Annotated in this window: 12 protein-coding genes; 6 read left to right on the top strand and 6 right to left on the bottom strand. The window is 64.8% G+C overall.

Features of this window, described 5'->3' with window-relative positions; translation table 11 throughout:
- The first annotated feature begins 40 nt into the window (after positions 1-40).
- Entirely contained in the window at positions 41-1,249 is a 1,209-nt protein-coding gene (locus AC1DWU_RS08270; RefSeq protein ID WP_477149493.1) for a DUF2336 domain-containing protein, read from the top strand.
- On the opposite strand, the gene AC1DWU_RS08265 is transcribed toward AC1DWU_RS08270, so the two are convergent.
- Positions 1,246-2,055: an NAD kinase gene (locus tag AC1DWU_RS08265; RefSeq protein WP_477149492.1), complete on the bottom strand. Its 810-nt coding sequence runs from the start codon at positions 2,053-2,055 to the stop codon at positions 1,246-1,248. The genes AC1DWU_RS08270 and AC1DWU_RS08265 overlap by 4 nt on opposite strands.
- Positions 2,056-2,135: 80 nt before the next feature.
- Here AC1DWU_RS08265 and prfB point away from each other — a divergent pair.
- Positions 2,136-3,264, top strand: a protein-coding gene (gene prfB, locus AC1DWU_RS08260; RefSeq protein ID WP_477149491.1) for a peptide chain release factor 2 whose coding sequence is annotated in 2 segments (ribosomal slippage) — positions 2,136-2,204 and positions 2,206-3,264 — 1,128 coding nt in all. Because the reading frame shifts where the segments join, the coding sequence is not laid out codon by codon here.
- Positions 3,265-3,468: 204 nt separating this feature from the next.
- Positions 3,469-4,614 carry a helix-turn-helix transcriptional regulator gene (locus AC1DWU_RS08255; RefSeq protein ID WP_477149490.1) on the top strand — a complete coding sequence of 382 codons (1,146 nt, stop codon included), beginning with the start codon at positions 3,469-3,471 and terminating at the stop codon, positions 4,612-4,614.
- On the opposite strand, the gene AC1DWU_RS08250 is transcribed toward AC1DWU_RS08255, so the two are convergent.
- From AC1DWU_RS08250 to AC1DWU_RS08240, 3 genes are all read right to left on the bottom strand, one after another.
- On the bottom strand, positions 4,571-7,888 hold the full coding sequence (locus AC1DWU_RS08250) for a beta-ketoacyl-ACP synthase 3 (protein WP_477149489.1): 3,318 nt from the start codon (positions 7,886-7,888) through the stop codon (positions 4,571-4,573). The two genes, AC1DWU_RS08255 and AC1DWU_RS08250, sit on opposite strands and share 44 nt — an antisense overlap.
- Before the next feature lie 111 nt (positions 7,889-7,999).
- Entirely contained in the window at positions 8,000-9,184 is a 1,185-nt protein-coding gene (locus AC1DWU_RS08245; RefSeq protein WP_477149488.1) for a M23 family metallopeptidase, read from the bottom strand.
- Between the two features lie 87 nt (positions 9,185-9,271).
- Positions 9,272-9,787 carry a peroxiredoxin gene (locus tag AC1DWU_RS08240; protein WP_477149487.1) on the bottom strand — a complete coding sequence of 172 codons (516 nt, stop codon included), beginning with the start codon at positions 9,785-9,787 and terminating at the stop codon, positions 9,272-9,274.
- A gap of 154 nt (positions 9,788-9,941) precedes the next feature.
- Between AC1DWU_RS08240 and AC1DWU_RS08235 the strand changes: the two genes are divergently transcribed.
- On the top strand, positions 9,942-13,403 hold the full coding sequence (locus AC1DWU_RS08235) for a hypothetical protein (RefSeq protein ID WP_477149486.1): 3,462 nt from the start codon (positions 9,942-9,944) through the stop codon (positions 13,401-13,403).
- An 84-nt stretch (positions 13,404-13,487) separates the two neighbouring features.
- On the top strand, positions 13,488-13,937 hold the full coding sequence (locus AC1DWU_RS08230; protein ID WP_477149485.1) for a universal stress protein: 450 nt from the start codon (positions 13,488-13,490) through the stop codon (positions 13,935-13,937).
- Positions 13,938-13,943: 6 nt separating this feature from the next.
- Here AC1DWU_RS08230 and tyrS read toward each other — a convergent pair whose 3' ends face one another.
- Together tyrS and AC1DWU_RS08220 are read right to left on the bottom strand one after the other, a co-directional pair.
- On the bottom strand, positions 13,944-15,200 hold the full coding sequence (tyrS, locus tag AC1DWU_RS08225) for a tyrosine--tRNA ligase (protein ID WP_477149484.1): 1,257 nt from the start codon (positions 15,198-15,200) through the stop codon (positions 13,944-13,946).
- A gap of 101 nt (positions 15,201-15,301) precedes the next feature.
- Positions 15,302-15,964 (bottom strand): alpha/beta hydrolase, encoded by a 663-nt coding sequence (locus AC1DWU_RS08220; protein ID WP_055049272.1) that lies wholly within the window; start codon positions 15,962-15,964, stop codon positions 15,302-15,304.
- Between the two features lie 301 nt (positions 15,965-16,265).
- Between AC1DWU_RS08220 and AC1DWU_RS08215 the strand changes: the two genes are divergently transcribed.
- The gene (locus AC1DWU_RS08215) at positions 16,266-17,417 is read left to right on the top strand and encodes a cysteine desulfurase family protein (RefSeq protein WP_477149483.1); all 1,152 of its coding nucleotides are present in this window, start codon (positions 16,266-16,268) and stop codon (positions 17,415-17,417) included.
- Positions 17,418-17,423 lie beyond the last annotated feature (6 nt).

Below are 17,423 nucleotides of genomic sequence, written 5' to 3'. Positions count from 1 at the left end.
TCCTCGATAGCGTCTTTCTCGGCGCCTACCGGAGAGCTTGATGGTCGCGTACCAGGATTTCGTCACGCTGAGCCAATCGCGTGACAGTGAGGAGCGGGGGCAGGCGGCCCACCTCGCGGCCATGGCCTATCTCAACCATTTCGGCCCGGCTGATGAGCATGCGGCGCTCTATGCCGCGCTGATCGGCTTCCTCGACGATCCGTCGGTGCGCGTGCGCGGCGCGCTGGCCTATGGGTTGCTGCATGCCGTGGAGGCGCCGCGGCCGATTCTCCTGGCGCTGCTGCAGGATAGTCCGGTGATCGCCCGTGCCGTGGTGCAGTATTCGCCGGCACTGGTGGATGCCGACCTGATGGCGCTGATCCGGGGCGCCGACGAAGCCATGCTGCTGGCGACTGCAACGCGCGAGCGGATCAGCCAACGCGTTGCCGAGGCGCTCGTTGCCAAGGGTGGGAGGCTGCTGCTGACCAAGCTGCTCGACCGGCCGGATGTGCCATTCTCGGCGGTGATGCTGCGGCAGGTGGCGGATCGCGATGGCGCCGAGGACGCCGAGTTGCGTGGGCTGCTGCTGGCGCGGGACGACCTGCCGGCCGATGCGCGGCTGGTGCTGGTGCAGGCGGTTGCCGCCGCGCTTCGCGGCGCGCGGGTCATCAGTGGCGCGGTTGCTCCACATCGGCTCGACCGGTTGCTCCGGGACGCGACAGACACCGCACTGACGGCGATCGGCGAACGGGAAGCGGCGGCGGGCAGGGCGCCTTACGCGGCGGAACTGGTGGAATCGGAGAGTGTGTCCACGCGCGTCATGCTGCACGCCATCGTCCAGGGCCACGTGCTGTTCTTCGCCGACTGCGTCGCGCAACTGGCGGAAACGCCGCGCGAGAAGGTGTTCACCCTGCTCGAGCATGGCAGCCGGGCGGCGCTGAACGCGCTGTTCTCGCGCTGCGGTCTCAGCGAGGCCGTACGCAACATGCTGGCGCGGCTGATCTTCCACGCCCGCGCGGCGAACCTCGCGGACGACTTGGCGGCGCGGCACTTCGTCGTGACAGCGCTGACCGAGGAACTGATCGTCGAGCATGATGGTGTGATCCCGCCGGACCTCGAGGAGGCCTTCGCCTATCTCAGCGAGCAGAACGTCATGCTCGCCCGGCGAGCTGCGCGTGGCGTGATGTCAGCCTTCGCCGGGATGACCCAGGCTGAGATGGCGCTACCGCAGGTCTCGGTGGAAGAGCGGCTGGCGCTGCCGGCGGCCTAGTAGCGGAACTGCTCGCTCAGCACGCGTTCGTCGAGCCCGGTGCCCGGATCGAACAGCAGCGTCACCTTCTGGCTGCGGTTCTCCCGCACCGTCACCTCGATGACGCGCTGGAATTCGACATTGTCGGCAACTGCACTCACCGGCCGCTTTTCGGCCTCCCGCGTGCGGAACGTCACCACGGCCCGGTTGTTGAGGATGGCGCCGCGCCAGCGGCGCGGACGGAACGGCGAGATCGGCGTCAGGGCCAGCAAAGGCGAGTCGATCGGCAGGATCGGACCGTGGGCCGAGAGGTTATAAGCGGTCGAGCCGGCCGGCGTGGCAAGCAGCACCCCGTCACAGATCAGTTCCTCGAGCCGTGGCTGGCCGTCGACGAGGATTTCGACCTTCACCGCCTGATAGGTCATACGGAAGAGCGACACCTCGTTGAGGGCAAGGGCCTTGTGCTCGGACCCGTCCGCGAGGCGAGCGTTCATTTCGAGCGGGTAGATGTGCGTTGGACGTGCCGCCGCCAGCCGGGCGGCCAGGTCGTTGGACGAGAATTCGTTCATCAGGAAGCCGACGGAGCCGAAGTTCATGCCGTAAACCGGCACGTTCTTGCCCATCTTGCGATGCAGCGTCTGCAGCATCAGCCCGTCGCCACCGAGCGCCACGACATGGGTGGCTTTGTCGAAGCCGCAGTCGCCGTAGCGCTCGCGCAGCAGGTCCGCGGCGCGGTCGGCCTCCGGCGTGCCGCTCGATACGAAGCTTACTCCTTCGATGCGTTCAGTCACTGCCGGCCCCTCGCTACCAAGCCCGCTGCCTAGCATGCACAGGTGACGCGGGGAAGAACGGGTTGATTGGGCCCTTCGTCTCAACTACATGAGCGGCAAGGAATTTGAGGACAGAAATGCGCGCCGAAATCACCAAGGTCATCGCCGAAATCGAGCAGGTCGTAAGCCTGCTGAGGAGGCATCTTTGACTGGGACACAGCTGAAGCACGTCTCGACGATCTGACGGCTCGCACCGAGCATCCCGACTTCTGGGCCGACCCCGACAAGGCGCGGCCGATCATGCAGCAGCGTGATGAGCTCGATGTGCAGGTGAAGGCGGTGAAGGCGTTCGAGGCCTCGGTCCGCGACAATTCCGAACTCATCGAGATGGGTGAGGCGGAGAACGACGCCGGCATCATCAAGGAAGCTGAAGAGGCGCTGCAGGAGACGCTGAAAGATGCGCGCTCGGCCCAGGTCGAGACGCTGCTCTCTGGTGAAGCCGATTCGAACGACTGCTACCTCGAAATCCACTCCGGTGCCGGCGGCACCGAGAGCCAGGACTGGGCCAACATCCTGTTGCGCATGTACACGCGCTGGGCGGAGCGGCGGAAGTTCAAGGTCGAGACGATGGAAATCCACGATGGCGAAGAAGCCGGGATCAAGTCGGCGACGATCAAGGTCACCGGCCATAACGCCTATGGCTGGCTGAAGACCGAGAGCGGGGTGCACCGTCTCGTCCGCATCTCGCCCTACGACAGCGCGGCGCGGCGCCACACCAGTTTCTCGAGCGCGTGGGTCTATCCGGTGGTGGACGACACCATCAACATCGAGATCAACGAAAGCGACCTCAAGGTCGACACCTATCGTTCGTCCGGTGCCGGCGGCCAGCACGTGAACACGACCGACTCGGCGATCCGCATCACCCACGTCCCGTCGGGCATCATCGTTGCCTGCCAGCAGGAACGCAGCCAGCACAAGAACCGTGCGACGGCCATGGCCATGCTGAAGGCACGCCTCTACGAGGCAGAGTTGCAGAAGCGCGAGGAAGCGGCGAACGCGGAATCGGCCGCCAAGACCGATGTGGGCTGGGGTCACCAGATCCGCAGCTACGTGCTGCAGCCCTACCAGATGGTCAAGGACCTCAGGACCGGCCACGAGACCTCGAACACCTCGGCGGTGCTCGATGGAGACCTCGACGACTTCATGGAAGCGTCGCTGGCGGCCCGCGTGAGCGGCTACGCCGACAAGGTCGCCGACGTCGACTAATGAGATTGGCCGGCGACTTGCGTCACCGGCCAATCAACCGTCAGGACCCGAATATCGAAATGAGCGCCCAGGGCCACCTTGGCGCATGGGTAATGTGTTACCGGTTACGTGTAACGCGCGCATGATGTATTTGAACTAGTGTGCATATTCTGCGTTTCGAACCGTGGCGCGGCTGCAGCTTGCAGCTCATTTCGGAGGTTCGCGGTGGAGGACGACCTAGTCGACAGGATCTACGAAGCCGGGGCCATCCCTGACTTGTGGCCAAGCGTGCTCGAGGAATTGGGTAAGGTTGGCAAGGTCAGCGGGACGCTATTGTTCGCCGTGCGCGGCGAGTCGGCGCATTGGACCGCCTCGCCAAGTCTACACGACATGTCGAAGGGCTATTTCGAGGCCGGTTATCCGGGCCGCGACGATCGCACTGCCCGGTTGTTGGCCTACGACCATTCCGGCTTCGTCACCGATCTCGACGTGTTCACGCGGGAGGATTGGGAGGCCGATCCGATCCGGCAGGAGTTCTTTGTGCCACGCGGCTACGGCTGGGGAGTGGCAACCGGCATCAAGGTGCCGACCGGCGACCTGCTGATCTTTCACGGCGAGCGGCGTCTCGAGGACGGGCCGGTGGAGCGCGACGTCGTGGCGCGGCTCGATTTGCTGCGGCCGCATCTGGCGCGAGCCGCGCTGATGTCGGCGCGTATTGCGTTCGAACGCGCGCAGGGAGCGGTGTCGGCGTTGGAGATGGTGGGCGTCCCCGCTGCAGTGCTGGGGCCGCGAGGGGCAGCAATCGCCACCAACAAGCTCCTGGATGCCCTGAGCCCCGATGTCGTGCAATCGCGGCCGACGCGGTTAGGGCTCGCCAATCCGCGGGCTGACCAGATGCTGATCGACGCGCTGGAAGCGGCCGAGCTGGGATTGCACACCGGGCCTTCAAGGTCGATCGCCGTGCCGGCCAGCGAGGGCCGCGCGGCAATGGTGGCGCATATACTGCCGATACGGGCTTCGGCGCGCGAAGTGTTCACGGGGGCAGCCGCGGTACTGCTGATGACCCCGGTGACGCTCAGGGAGTTGCCCGATCTTGCGGTGATCCAGGGGTTGTTCGATCTGACGCCGGCCGAGGCGAGGATTGCTCGCGCGCTTGGTGGCGGGATGACCATAGGCCAGATCGCCGCCACCACCGGCGCGAGCGCAGCAACCGTGCGCAATCAGGTGCAGGCAGTGTTCGGCAAGACCGGGATGCATCGGCAGGCCGAACTCGTCGGCCTGCTGCAGGGACTGTCGCCGACCGCTGGCGAGGCGCCTCCACCGTCGCCTAGCGCGGTGTCTCCACTGTCGCAATCGCCGCCGCGTAAGTGATGCCGCCGCCGAAGGCGACGAGCCCGAGCCGGTCGCCCGGCTTGGTGGTCGGCAGCGCATCCATCAGCGCGAGCGGGATGGTCGACGAGCTGGTGTTGCCGAGATTGCGGATGATCGAGTGCGCAGGACGGCCCGAGCGGCGGGCAATGGCGTCGATTATGCGCTGGTTGGCCTGGTGCGGCACCATCAGATCGATATCGTCCATGGTGATGCCTTCGGCCGCGCAGGCAGAGGTCAGCGTCGCTGTCATGGCGCGGACAGCATCGGCGAATACTTCGCGGCCGTTCATCTTGATGTAGCCCTCACCGGCGCGCGGCACGCTCAGCAGTTCTCCCGATTCCGGGGCGCCGGCGATGGTCGGCTGGGCGAAGGTGAAGAGCGTCGGCTGATCATGGCCCGGCCCCTGCACCAGCGAAGCGGTTGCGGCATCGGCGAACAGCACAGCGGTGTTGAAGTCGTTCTGGTCGAGCAGCGGCGACAACACCTCGGACGTGACCACGAGCACCCGTGCATCCGGGTTGTTGGTCACGTAGTCGCGGGCATTGGCGAGCGCGTAGAGGTAGCCCGAGCAGGCGGCGTTGATGTCGTAAGCCGGCAAGCTGGCGCGGCCGGCGGTGCTGACGGCGTCGGCGACCCGGCAGGCGAGCGACGGGGTGATCACATCCGGCGTGCCGGTGGCAGCGATCACCAGGTCGATGTCGCCGATCTCGAGTTGCTGTTCATCGAGCAGCTTCTGCGTCGCTGAGACGGCGAGCGAGAATACTGTCTCGCCGGGCTGCACCCAGCGGCGGCTCTCGATGCCGGTGAGCTTGACGATGTCGCCGGCGTCGCGCGTCTGCCAGTTGCCCTTGAGGTCCGAGTTCTGCACTTTTCGGGCGCCGGTGATGCCGGCAATGCCGGCGACGCCAACCGGAATATCGGCGCGGCCGACGATCGCCGGAGCAGGCTGCGCAGCGGCGCGGCGCTTCAGGATCGCCTTGTCGATGCGTTCGGCGGTGACGGTGGTCTGCTGCCGCGCCACGGAGGCGTCGGCCTCGACGAACATCAGCGGCGCGCCGACCGGGACCTTCTGCTTGAGCTCGACCGGGATCGACAAGACCTTACCGGTGACCGTGGCCTGCACGTCGACTGCTGCCTTCGTCGCCTCGACTACGGCGACGAGATCGCCGGTCTTGATCATGTCGCCCGGCTTCACCAGCAGCTCGACGATCTCCACCTCGTCGTCCGCCGGTCCGGAGCCGATGGCGGCGATGGCAGCAGGGCCCGCATCCGCCTTGGGCGCTTCCCATTCGAGATCGAATTCAAGGAGCGCTGCCGCGGCTTCCATGATCCGCCGGTAGGAGGGCAGGGTGTCGATCTGCCGCTCGAACTGGAACGGCACGTGGATATCATCGCGAGTGACGCGTTTGGCGCTCACCGGCACGCCGGCGTGCTCCATCACCGTCGCCATCACCTCGGCACCGAAGCCGGCGGTGTGGTTGTCCTCGTGAACGACGAGGAGGCGCTTGGTGCGGCGGACGGAACGCAGCACGGCGTCCTGGTCCCAGGGCGAGATCGAGCGCAGATCAATGATGTCGAGTTCTGCGCCTGCGCCAGACAAGGTCTCGGCGGCCAGCAGCGACTGGGTCAGTGGGTTGCCCCAGGTGACCAGCGTCAGGTCGTTCCCCTGTCGCACCGCGCGGGCGCGGCCAGGAGTGACGAAGTGCTTGGTGGTGTCGTCTGAAGTGCGGCGATCCGACAGGTTCAGCCCGCTCTTGGGGTAGAGGAACACCGTCGGCCGCTTGCTCTGGAAGGCGGCGTTGAGCAGGCCCGCGGCATCGCCGGCGCTCGATGGCATCACCACGTCGATGCCGGGCACGTGGGCGAGGATCGATTCGAGCGTCTGGGCGTGGAACGGGCCGAGCCCGGCCTTGTAGCCGCCGCAGCTCACCATCAGGATCACCGGCGCCTGCCAGGTCCCATCGGTGCGCCAGTACATCGAGCCGAGCTCGGAGATGATCTGGTTGAAGCCGAGCGGCAGGAAATCGGCGAACTGGATGAAAGCAACAGGCCGCTGGCCGGTCAGTGCGCGGCCGATCGAGGTGCCGATGATGGTCGATTCGGACAGCGGCGCGTTGCGAACGCGGCCGGGAAAGGCGGTCGAGAGGCCTTTCGTGACGCCGAATACGTCGCCTTTGGGATCCTCGATGTCCTGGCCGAGCAGGTGCACTTCACGGTTGGCGGCGAGCTGATCGCGCAGCACGCGGTTCAGTGCCTCGCGCATGGTGAGGTTCGGCGCCTTGGGGTCGCCCCGATACTCCTTGGTGTGCGCGAAATCTGCCGGGTAGGGCGCCTTGGCCTCTCCAGCGGTCTGCGGCACCGCTTCGCCGCGTGCCTCGAGGACTGCCGCCGCGACTTCACCGATCAGCGTGGTCTCGAGCTGCACCAGCGCGGTGTCGCCCATCTGCGACTCGCGCAGCGATTGGCGAATGGCCTCGAGCGGATCGCGGCTCTTGCCGGACTTCAGGTCGTCGGCGGCACGATAGAGTGCCTGGTCGTCGGCATTGGTGTGATCCGACAGCCGCTCCAGTTCCATCAGCAGCAGCGTCGGGCCGCGCGTGGCGCGGGTATGAGTTACGGCGGACTCGAACGCGGCGCGGGTGGCCGCCAGATCGACGCCGTCGACGCGGCGGATCGGCAGGCCGAAGAAGCTTTCCGCCGGACCGTTGGGCAGGTCGAAGAAGGTCTGGCCGGGGGTCTTGGTAGAGATGGCCCAGTTGTTGTTCTGGATGACGAAGACCACCGGCGCCGCGGTGCGCACGGCTTCGCCAACCGCCTCGAGGAACTCGCCTTGCTGGGTGGTGCCGTCGCCGACGCAGCAGATCACGACCGGCGAATCGGGATGGAACTTCACCGCCTGGGCGTTACCCACGGCGTGCAGCGCGTTATTGCCGACCGGGCCGACCATCGAGGCGACGTTCAGCTCACGCGCCGAATAATGGGCGCTCATCTGGCGGCCGGCGGAGTGGGACGGGCCAGTTGCCAACAGGCTGCGGAAGAATTCGACCAGCGGCAGGCCACGCGCCAGAAGTAGCGCCTTGTCGCGATAGTGGAGGTGGAGCCAATCCTGCTGGCCGAGATAGTCGGCGATCAGCGCGGTCGACTCGTGCCCGGCGCCGGAGACGTGAAAATGCGCAAGACCCTGCTTGACCAGGTCCTGTTCCACGCGGTCGATCTCTCGGGCGAGAAACATCGCCCGGTGCAGCCGCAGCATCGTTGGAATGTCTGAGGTCATCAGCATTGTGTCGGGAACCTAGACCCGCTCCCGGCGAAAAACCAGAGCAACTAGCTGGTCTTGGGCGAATGCATGGCTGATTTGCTTAAGTCGTTGCGGAGTTGCAATCGGCTAGGCGCCGAGGAACCTCGCGAGCCGCTTACCAACGGCGAGATACTTGCCGGGGTCCACTGCGACATCCTTGCGGCGCACTTCAAAGTGCAGATGCGGTCCGGTGGAGCGGCCGGTGGACCCGACCTTGGCGATCGGCGTGCCGGTGTTGACCACCTGTCCCTCCTTGACGAGGAAGGCACTGAGGTGGCCGTAGCGGGTAACAAGCCCGGTGGTGTGGGTGATCTCGACCAGGTTGCCGTAACCGGACTTCTCGCCGACGAAGGTCACCTTGCCATAGCCGGCGCTGAGGACCGTGGTGCCGCGGGGCGCCGGGAAATCCAGGCCGGCATGAAAGGCGCGGCCGCCGGTGAAGGGGTCCTTGCGGTTGCCGAAGGTCGAGCTGATGCGGTTCAGCGACCCCATCGGCTTATGGATCGGCGCGAGGTCGATGGCGCTGCGGGCGGCCTTGAAGCGAGCCAGCGCCAGGTAGACATCGTTGGCGTCATCGACGATGCCGGCGGCGTCGGGGCCATCCACTGGCGGCTGGTAGGGGCCTCCGACGGCGTCGGCGAGCCCCTCGGGCATGCTCGGCTTGATGCCGAGGCCGCTGAGCTCATCGAGGATGGTGTCGGTCGATTCGGTGGCGGATTCGGAGAGAGCCGCCAGCGCCATGCGGCTATCATCCATCATAGTGGTCATCGAGGCGCTGACCTCGGCAAGATTTCCGGCAGGCGTGGCGGTGGGGACGAGGGCGGCTGCAACAGGCGGTGAGTCATCGTCGTCGACGGGCGTCGCCGCGGCGGTCTCGATACCGAGCTCGGCGGCCTTCTCGGCAAGTTGCTTCACCAGCTGATGCTGCTCGAGCAGCACTTCCTGCTGCTGGGTCAGTTCCTGCAGCTGCAGGTTGATATCGCCAGCCTGGGCAAACTGGCGCGAATGCAGCCGGTCGACCTCGACGCGCAACTGGGCAATGCGATCCTCGTAGGCGGAAACGACCACGTCGCTCTGGCCGCTCAGGAGGGCAGAGATATCCGGAGCCATCAGAAAGCCGACGAGGGTGAGAATGTTGGTCGCCAAGAGGGCGGTGAAGCCGGCGTAGAAATAGATTGGCCGGATACCGGGCCCGTGGTCGCGCCGTGCCTTCTGGGGCGGTGCGCCAAACACCTTGGTAACCGGCTGTACGCCGTTCGATTTCGCACGCACCGCCGCAACTCCGGGACGCCACTCAACTGGTCCCGATCATGAACTGTTAGGGTTAACAAACGCGAAAAGGCGGCTTACGCGCCGGCGCTACGCCTTGGCGCGCCGGGGTTTGGGAGCAGGTATTCCGGTGCGCTCCACCAGCGCCCGAGTCGCTGCGAGCACCTTTTCGGCATGGCCCTTGATGCGGGTGGCGTGGAAGACTTCGGCGACGTTGCCATCGGGGCCAACCAGCACGGTGATGCGCTTCACCCCCATATACTCGACACCCCACAGCTTCTTCAGCTGCCAGATGCCATAGGCTTCGATCGCCTTACGCTCGGGGTCGGCGGCGAGGATCACGCCCAGATTAAACTTGTCTCGGAACGAGCAGTGTTTTTCGACGCTGTCGGGAGAAATGCCGACGACGATCGCACCGAGACGCTTGAATTCGGGCATCTGGTCGGTGAACTCGATGTTCTCGAGCGTGCAACCTTCGGTGTCGTCCTGCGGATAGAAGTAAAGCACCACGGGGTGCCCGAGATGATCGGACAGGCGGAACTTCTCGTAGCTGTCGGTGACGAGCTCGAAGTCGGGGGCAGGGCTGCCGGGGCTGGGTACGGTCATGTAATCCGGTTCGATAGACAGTGGAGCGCCGGAAAAGCGGCGCATCCAAGGGGTGTTAGTGCCATATTGCAGCCGGTATCATCAGGCAGTGAACCGCTGCTCGCTTTGATTCTAGAATAGGGCGGCAAAGCGAGCGGCCTCAAGTCGGAAAGCAGTGAAACCTACTCCAGCCCCTGGCTCCCAGCTCCGAAAGCGCTCGGCATGGCGCATCCTGGGTAGGATCGCGGCGGCGACAGTCGCTGCGCCTGTAATCCTGCTCGTCGCCATGTACGCCGTGCTGCTCATCACGCCGATTCCGCTTCCTTTCGTCAGTTCGCAGGTCCGCAACCTGGTGATCGGCTCGATGCCGGCCGGCAGCCAACTCGAACTTGGCGACATGGCGCTGGCGCTCGAGGGGTTCGTCTGGCCGGTCATCCAGTTCAAGCCAGTGACTTTTACCGACGTGAAGACGGGCGGCACGGTCAGCATGGACGCGCTGGAGGTGGGCTTCTCGCCGATACGCGCCCTGGTCGGGCAGCCCGGCGCGACGGTGACGATCGTTGGGCCGCATTTGCAGGTGAACCAGGATCTGTTCGGGCCGCGGCTGGCGAAGTTCGAATATGTCGACGAGCCGGATGGTGGCCGCACGGTGCGGATCATCGAGGGGCAGGACCAGTTCCCCGAGGTGAATCTCTCGACCGGCGGCGTCGACGTAAAGGGCCAGGTTCCCGAGGCCAGCCTCGGCATCCGCTCGGATAATGACTGGCTGGTCTACAACCTCGAGGCCGCCGCCAAGGGCATCGCCGGCATCGTGCAGCAGGCCAAGCTCGGCAACTTCTCGCGGCTGGTGGTGCGCAACGGCGCACTCGACATGAACGATGCGCTCTATGGCGTGCTGCGGCACTTCACCGAGATCAACATCGACATCGCGCCCAACGCGGACGGCAAATCGGCCTCCGGCAATTTCTCCGCCGGCATTGGCGGCTCGGTGATGAACGGCATCCTCGAGTGGGTGGAGACGGGCGACGGCGGAGCGCGGCTCAAGGCCTCGATCACCAACCTCGATCCGGGCGCCTTCGCCCCGTTCGTCGGCGAGCAGGAGACGGCGATCTCCGTGGTGGGCACGGCGTCGGTTTCCATCGATGTCGGCTTTACTGACGTGCAGAAGATCACCGATGGGCTGTTCCATGTCGATCTGACCGGCATGGACGTGCGAGTGAACAACCAGTTCTTCCCCATCGCGACCTCGATCGCGGAAGTCGTCTGGGACCCGGCCATCGGGCAGTTCACCATGGGTGAGATGCAGGTGAGCGTGGCTGGCAGCACCGGCTATGTCAGTGGGGTGTTCAAGCTGGGCCTCGACCCGCTTTACGGTCCGATCGTCGGCATGAAAGTGGCCGCGCGCGATGTCTCCATCTCGAACGAGCTGGGCGCGCCAGAAGCGCCGTTCACCGAGGTCAACTTCCAGGGCTGGTCGGCGCCGCTCTATGGCGCCACCGGCATCGATCAGTTCGAGGCCAAGAAGGCCGATGGCAGCCAGCTCGTTTCCACCGGCCGCATCGACGTGGTGCGGCGCGGCACTGGTTTCGAGATGAACATCGCCGGCGATGGGCTGTCGGCAGACGACCTCAAGCGGCTGTGGCCCGCCTTCCTTGCGACCGAGTCGCGCGACTGGTTCGTCAAGAACGTGGTTGGTGGCCGGATCAAGAAATCGACGATGCGCTACGACTTTCCGATCGGTTCGCTCGGCGAGCCCGGGGAGAACAAGCCGATGCCGAAGAATGCGATGTCGATCGACATCGTCGGTACCGGTGTGCAGATCAAGGCGCTCGACACGATGGATCCGATCACCATCGAAGGCGAGATGAAGCTGAGCCTGAAGGACACCGACATCCAGATTTCCGGCGACGGAGCGACGATCCCGACGCCCAAGGGAAACATCTCGATTGCCAATGCCGGCTTCATCATCGGATCGAACAGCGACACCGAAGCCGTTTACGAGATCTCGGGCGACCTGTCGGGCGGCATTCCGGCGCTTATCGCCTGGACCAAGGAGAACCAGCCGGACGCACTGAAAAAGGTGGCGCTGCCGTTCGATCTCGACATTCTGAACGGCCAGGTCTCGCTGGGGCTGGTGGCAACCTTCGTCACCGACAAGAAGACCAACCAGCCGAGGACGATGGACTATGTCATCAACGGCACGCTGCAGGACCTCGAGACGTCTTCGCCGATCCAGGGGCACACGATCGGCAAGGGGCAGCTGCAGTTCCGCTTGACCCAGGCCGGCTTCAACGTGGGCGGTACCACCGAGCTCGACGGGGTCCCCGCCGAGGTCTCGGCCATGGGAACACTCGATCCCAAGAAGCCGGACGTGGTGCTGACCGCGAAAGTGGATTCCGACGCGTTCAAGAAGTTTGGCGTCGATGCTTCGGCCTTCGTCGACGGGCCGCTGACCGTGTCGGTGAAGCCGCTCACCGACGGAACCATCCAGTTGGCCGCGGACCTCAGCGCCGCCAGCCTCAACATCAAGGACCTCGGCATCAGCAAGAAGGCCGGCGTCAAGGGAGCGGCGCAGGCGCAGATCAAGATGGCGGGCGACGCCGTCACCATCAACGACCTCGGCCTCGGCTTCGGCGACGTGAAGCTCGAGGGCAGCCTCGACTTCGATCTCAAGAACGGGCTGCAATCAGCTGAGTTCACGTCGTTCGCGCTCAGTCCGGGCGACCAGGCGCAGGTGTCGCTGACGCCGATCCGCAACGGCTACCAGGTGCGCCTGCGCGGCGACCAGCTCGACCTGAAGCCAATGCTGCAACGCTTCTTCAGCCTCACTGGCGACTCGACGGGCGGCCCGCAGGCGACGGCGGTCAATCAGACCATCGCGGTCGATGTGGAGTTGAAACGCGCGCTCGGGTTCTACAAGACCACGGCGTTCAACGTCGATCTTGACCTGGTGCTGCGCGGGGCGGACCTGCAAAGGGTGAACCTGCAGGCTAATCTCGGCGGCGATCGCAGCGTCTCGGTTACCACCAACCCGACGCCCGACGGCAAGGTCATGTCAGTGGCGTTCAACGACCTCGGAACGCTCCTGCGGCTGATGAACGTCTACCCCAATATCGAGGGAGGCGTTGGCAGCCTGGTGGTTGAGACCATCAAGGATCAGAAGATCGACCAGGGGCAGTTCGCGCTGCGCAACTTTGCCTTCGTCAACGAGGGGAACGTGGCGCAGATCCTCGGCAACCACACCGAGTCCAAGCAGATGATTGCGCGCTCCAACAAGCTCGAGTTCAAGAGCGCGGAGGCAGAGTTCGTGCGCCGCAGCGACCGGGTGGAAATTCGCGATGCTGTGCTGGCCGGCGCTACCGTCGGGGGCACGGCGCGTGGCTTCATCTATACCGACAAGCGCCAGTATGACCTCACGGGCACCTATGTGCCGCTGTTCGGTCTCAACAACGCGTTCTCCAAGCTACTTGGGCCGCTGGCCGGCCGCGATGGCGAGGGATTGTTCGGGGTGACGTTCGCCATCCGCGGGCCGCTCGACAAGCCGGACTTCAAGATCAACCCCATGTCGGCGCTGGTGCCGGGCGCGTTCCGGCGGATGTTCGAATACCGCGCGAAGGAAATTCCGCGCGTCGAGTGACCGGCGGGGTAGGTTGATTTCAATCAAAGTATAGGTTGGCGGAACGGCCTAGGATCTCCACATGATCATGCGGAGGTACATGAAATGTATGCACATATTCTCGTTGCAACGGATGGTTCGGAGCTGGCTTCACGGGCTCTCGACCATGCGCTCGGTCTCGCCAAGGCGCTCGGCTCGGCGGTGTCGATCGTCACGGTGACCGAACCGACGGCGGTACTTGGCGGGGGCTACGCTTCCGTCGCCGGAACCGCGTTCGATCCGATTCCTGAATTGATCGAGGCTCAGGAGGCAGCCGCCAAGGATCTCCTGGCGAAGGCCGAAACGGCGGCCTCCGCTGCGGGGGTCGTCGCGAAGACGGTCTACGTCAACGACAGTTTCCCGGCTGACGGCATCATCAACACCGCCAACTCGGTTGGTGCCGACTTGATCGTCATGGGCTCGCACGGCCGCCGCGGGCTTGGCCGGCTGCTGCTCGGCAGCCAGACCAATAACGTGCTGGCGCACACCACCATCCCGGTGCTGGTGACGCGCTGAAGCCGGTCAGATCGGCTTCAGCAGGGCGTGCTTCTTCTTGCCGACGGAAAGCTTGATCACGCCTTCAGGCAGCAAGGCGGCCGTACCCAGAGTGGCACGGTCGTCGGTTGCCGGCTCGTCGTTGACGCGCACGGCGCCGGACTGAATGTGTCGGCGCGCCTCGCCGTTAGACGCGGCAAGGCCGGCGGTCACGAGCGCCGCAAGCAGGCCGATGCCGGCGTTGAGGTCGGACTTCGTAACCTCGGCCGTGGGCAGTGACAGGTCGAGCGACCCCGCCTCGAAGGTGGCCGAAGCGGTCGAAGCCGACTGCTCCGCGGCCTCGCGGCCGTGCACGATCGCGGTGACTTCCGTCGCCAGCACCTTCTTCGCCTCGTTCAACTCAGACCCGCCCAGTGCCGCAAGCTTCTCGATCTCGTCGAGCGGCAGGCGGGTGAAGATTTTCAGCCATTTGCCAACGTCGGCGTCCTCGGTGTTCCTGAAGTACTGCCAGAAATCGTACGGGCTGAAGAGGTCGCCGTTGAGCCAGACGGCACCGGACGCCGACTTGCCCATTTTCTCGCCCGACGCCTTGGTGAGCAGCGGGGTGGTGAGCGCATAGAGCTGCGGGCCGCCCATCTTGTGGCTGAGGTCAACGCCGTTGATGATGTTGCCCCACTGGTCGGAGCCGCCCATCTGCAGCACGGCGCCATATTCCTTGCTGAGCACGGTGAAGTCGTAGCCCTGCATGATCATGTAGTTGAACTCGAGGAACGTGAGCGACTGCTCACGTTCGAGCCGCGTCTTCACACTGTCGAAGGACAGCATGCGGTTGACCGAGAAATAGCGGCCGATCTCGCGCAGGAACTCCACGTAGTTGAGCTTCAGCAGCCAGTCGGCATTGTTGACCATGATCGCATCCGTCGGGCCATCGCCGTAGCGCAGGATGCGGCTGTAGACCTTCTTGATGCTCTCGATGTTGGAGTTGATCTTTTCGACCGTCAGCACCTGACGCTCGGCCTCCCGGCCAGTCGGATCACCGACCATCGACGTGCCGCCGCCCATCAGGCTGATGGGGCGGTGGCCGGTTTCCTGCAGCCAATAGAGCAGGGTTACCGTGATCAGGTTGCCGATGTGGATCGAGGTCGCCGTGGCGTCGTAGCCAACGTAGCCGGTTATGGTCTCCTTGGCCGCAAGGGCATCGAGCCCTTCCGGATCTGAGATCTGGTGGATGAAGCCTCGCTGATCGAGGACGTTCAGGAAGTCGGACTTGAACTTGGCGGCCATTGGCTTGCCTTTTGTAATCGACCGGCTCGTCATGAGGGTGCGCGCACCCTCATGAGGACCTCATCCCGAGCCTTCCGAAGGAGGAGGTCCGGGGCGTATGGCTAGCGCCCCTTGCCCGCCGCGATTTCCGCGCGGCGCCGGTCAAGATAGTCGGCGCAGCGTTCGGTCAGTTCGTCGATCTTGCCTTCGTAGAAGTGGTTGGCACCCTCCACCTGCTGCTGCTCGATGGTGATGCCCTTCTGCGTCTTCAGCTTGTCGACCAGCTTCTGCACCGATTGCGGCGGCGCGACGCGGTCCTTGTCGCCATGGATGATCAGGCCCGAGGACGGGCAGGGGGCGAGGAACGAGAAGTCGTAGAGGTTTTCCGGCGGGCTCACCGAGATGAAGCCTTCAACCTCGGGGCGGCGCATCAGCAGCTGCATGCCGATCCACGCGCCGAACGAGAAACCGGCGATCCAGCAGCCGCGCGACTCACGGTTGAGGCTCTGCAGCCAATCGAGCGCCGCCGCGGCATCGCTGAGTTCGCCGATGCCGTGATCGAACAGGCCCTGCGAGCGGCCGACGCCGCGCGAGTTGAAGCGCAGCACCGAGAAACCGCGCTGCGCGAACATGTAGAACAGGTTGTAGACGATCTGATTGTTCATCGTGCCGCCGAACTGTGGATGCGGATGCAGAACGATGGCGATCGGGGCGTTGGGGTCCTTGCCCTGCTGGTAGCGGCCTTCGAGGCGGCCCTCAGGTCCGTTGAAGATGACTTCTGGCATAACGTCGTTTCCTTGGGCCCCGCCGGACACTAAGGCGCATAGCTGATGCTCGCGCCCGGGCCGGTCTCTCGGCTTGACGAATGGTGCGCCGCTCCCTAAAACATGGGTCGAAAAGTCCAGTTTCGAATAATTCTAAACTGGGTTTTCGCAGGCGGCAGTTGGTGTTCCAACCGCTTCCGGTTGCTAGTGAGCGCTCCTTGTAGAGAAAGTGAGCGCCCGATTTCAAGAATTGTTTCGGGCTCCTGCGAGCGCCTCGGCGTCGCAGCCTGCATTCGGAACAGATCAGGCGAGCCTTGGGTTCATGACGCGACAGTCGATCTATCTCGATCACAATGCGTCGGCGCCGCTTCTGCCGGAGGCGCGTGCCGCCCATATTGGTGCGCTGGACCTCGTCGGCAACCCCTCATCCGTGCATGCCCAGGGCAGGGCGCTCCGCGCCGTCATCGACAAGGCTCGCGCACAGGTGGCGCGGCTGGCCGGGGCCGAGCGTGACCAGGTGGTGTTCACCGGATCAGCCACGGAGGCCATCACCCAGGCGATCGTCGGCGGCGCCAAGGCGTTCAATGTCGATGCCCTCGTAGTGTCGGAAGGCGAGCACGCGGCGGTCCTGAAGGCAGCTGAGGCGACTGGGCTGCCGGTGAAGAAGATCGGCCTCGATGCCGATGGAGTGATCAAGGTCGACGAGATCGCGGCGGCTTTGGCTGCGGCGGACCTCGTCGGGATGCGCGTGCTGGTCGCAGTGCACCTCGTCAACAACGAGACCGGCGTGATCCAGCCGGTCGATCGTATCGAGGTGCTGGTGGGCCCGAGCCCGCATTATCTTTTTGTCGATGCGGTGCAGGGGTTTGGCAAGATGGGGCTCGAATTCAGCTCCCGCGCACCCGATATGATGGCAGTGAGCGGCCACAAGATCGGCGCTTCGGCTGGGATCGGCGCGTTGCTGATGAAGGGTCACGCCGACCAGGTCCGGTTGATCCCGGGCGGCGGCCAGGAAAGCGGACGTCGGGGCGGCACAGAGTCGGCCGCGGCGATCGCAGGTTTCGGCGCAGCGGCTGAAGTGTTCGCCGAACGCTTCTATGCAGCGAACGTGAGCGAGTTGGTGCGGACCGCTGAGGATGGGATGCGACTGATTGCGCCCGACCTCGTTGTCTTCGGTGAGAAGGCTGACCGGATCGGCAACGTGACGAATTTCGCGGTGCCGGGGCTGAAGAATGCGGTGGCGATGATGGGGCTCGACCTCCTGGGTCTTGCCGTCTCTTCGGGTTCCGCCTGCTCCTCCGGGAAGGTCGGCCCGAGCCATGTGCTGGCTGCGATGGGCGTGCCGGCCGAGTTGAGTGAGTGCGCAATGCGGGTGAGTTTCGGCTGGTCCTCCACGATCGAGGACGTCGAGGCTTATCTCAGAGGTTTTGGCGAAGTGGTTGGGCGTCACAAGTCCCGCCGCGTCGCAGCATAGGAAGAA

Source organism: Devosia sp. P2_G7, from assembly GCF_056403495.1.
This window is presented reverse-complemented; position numbering and strand designations above follow the sequence as displayed.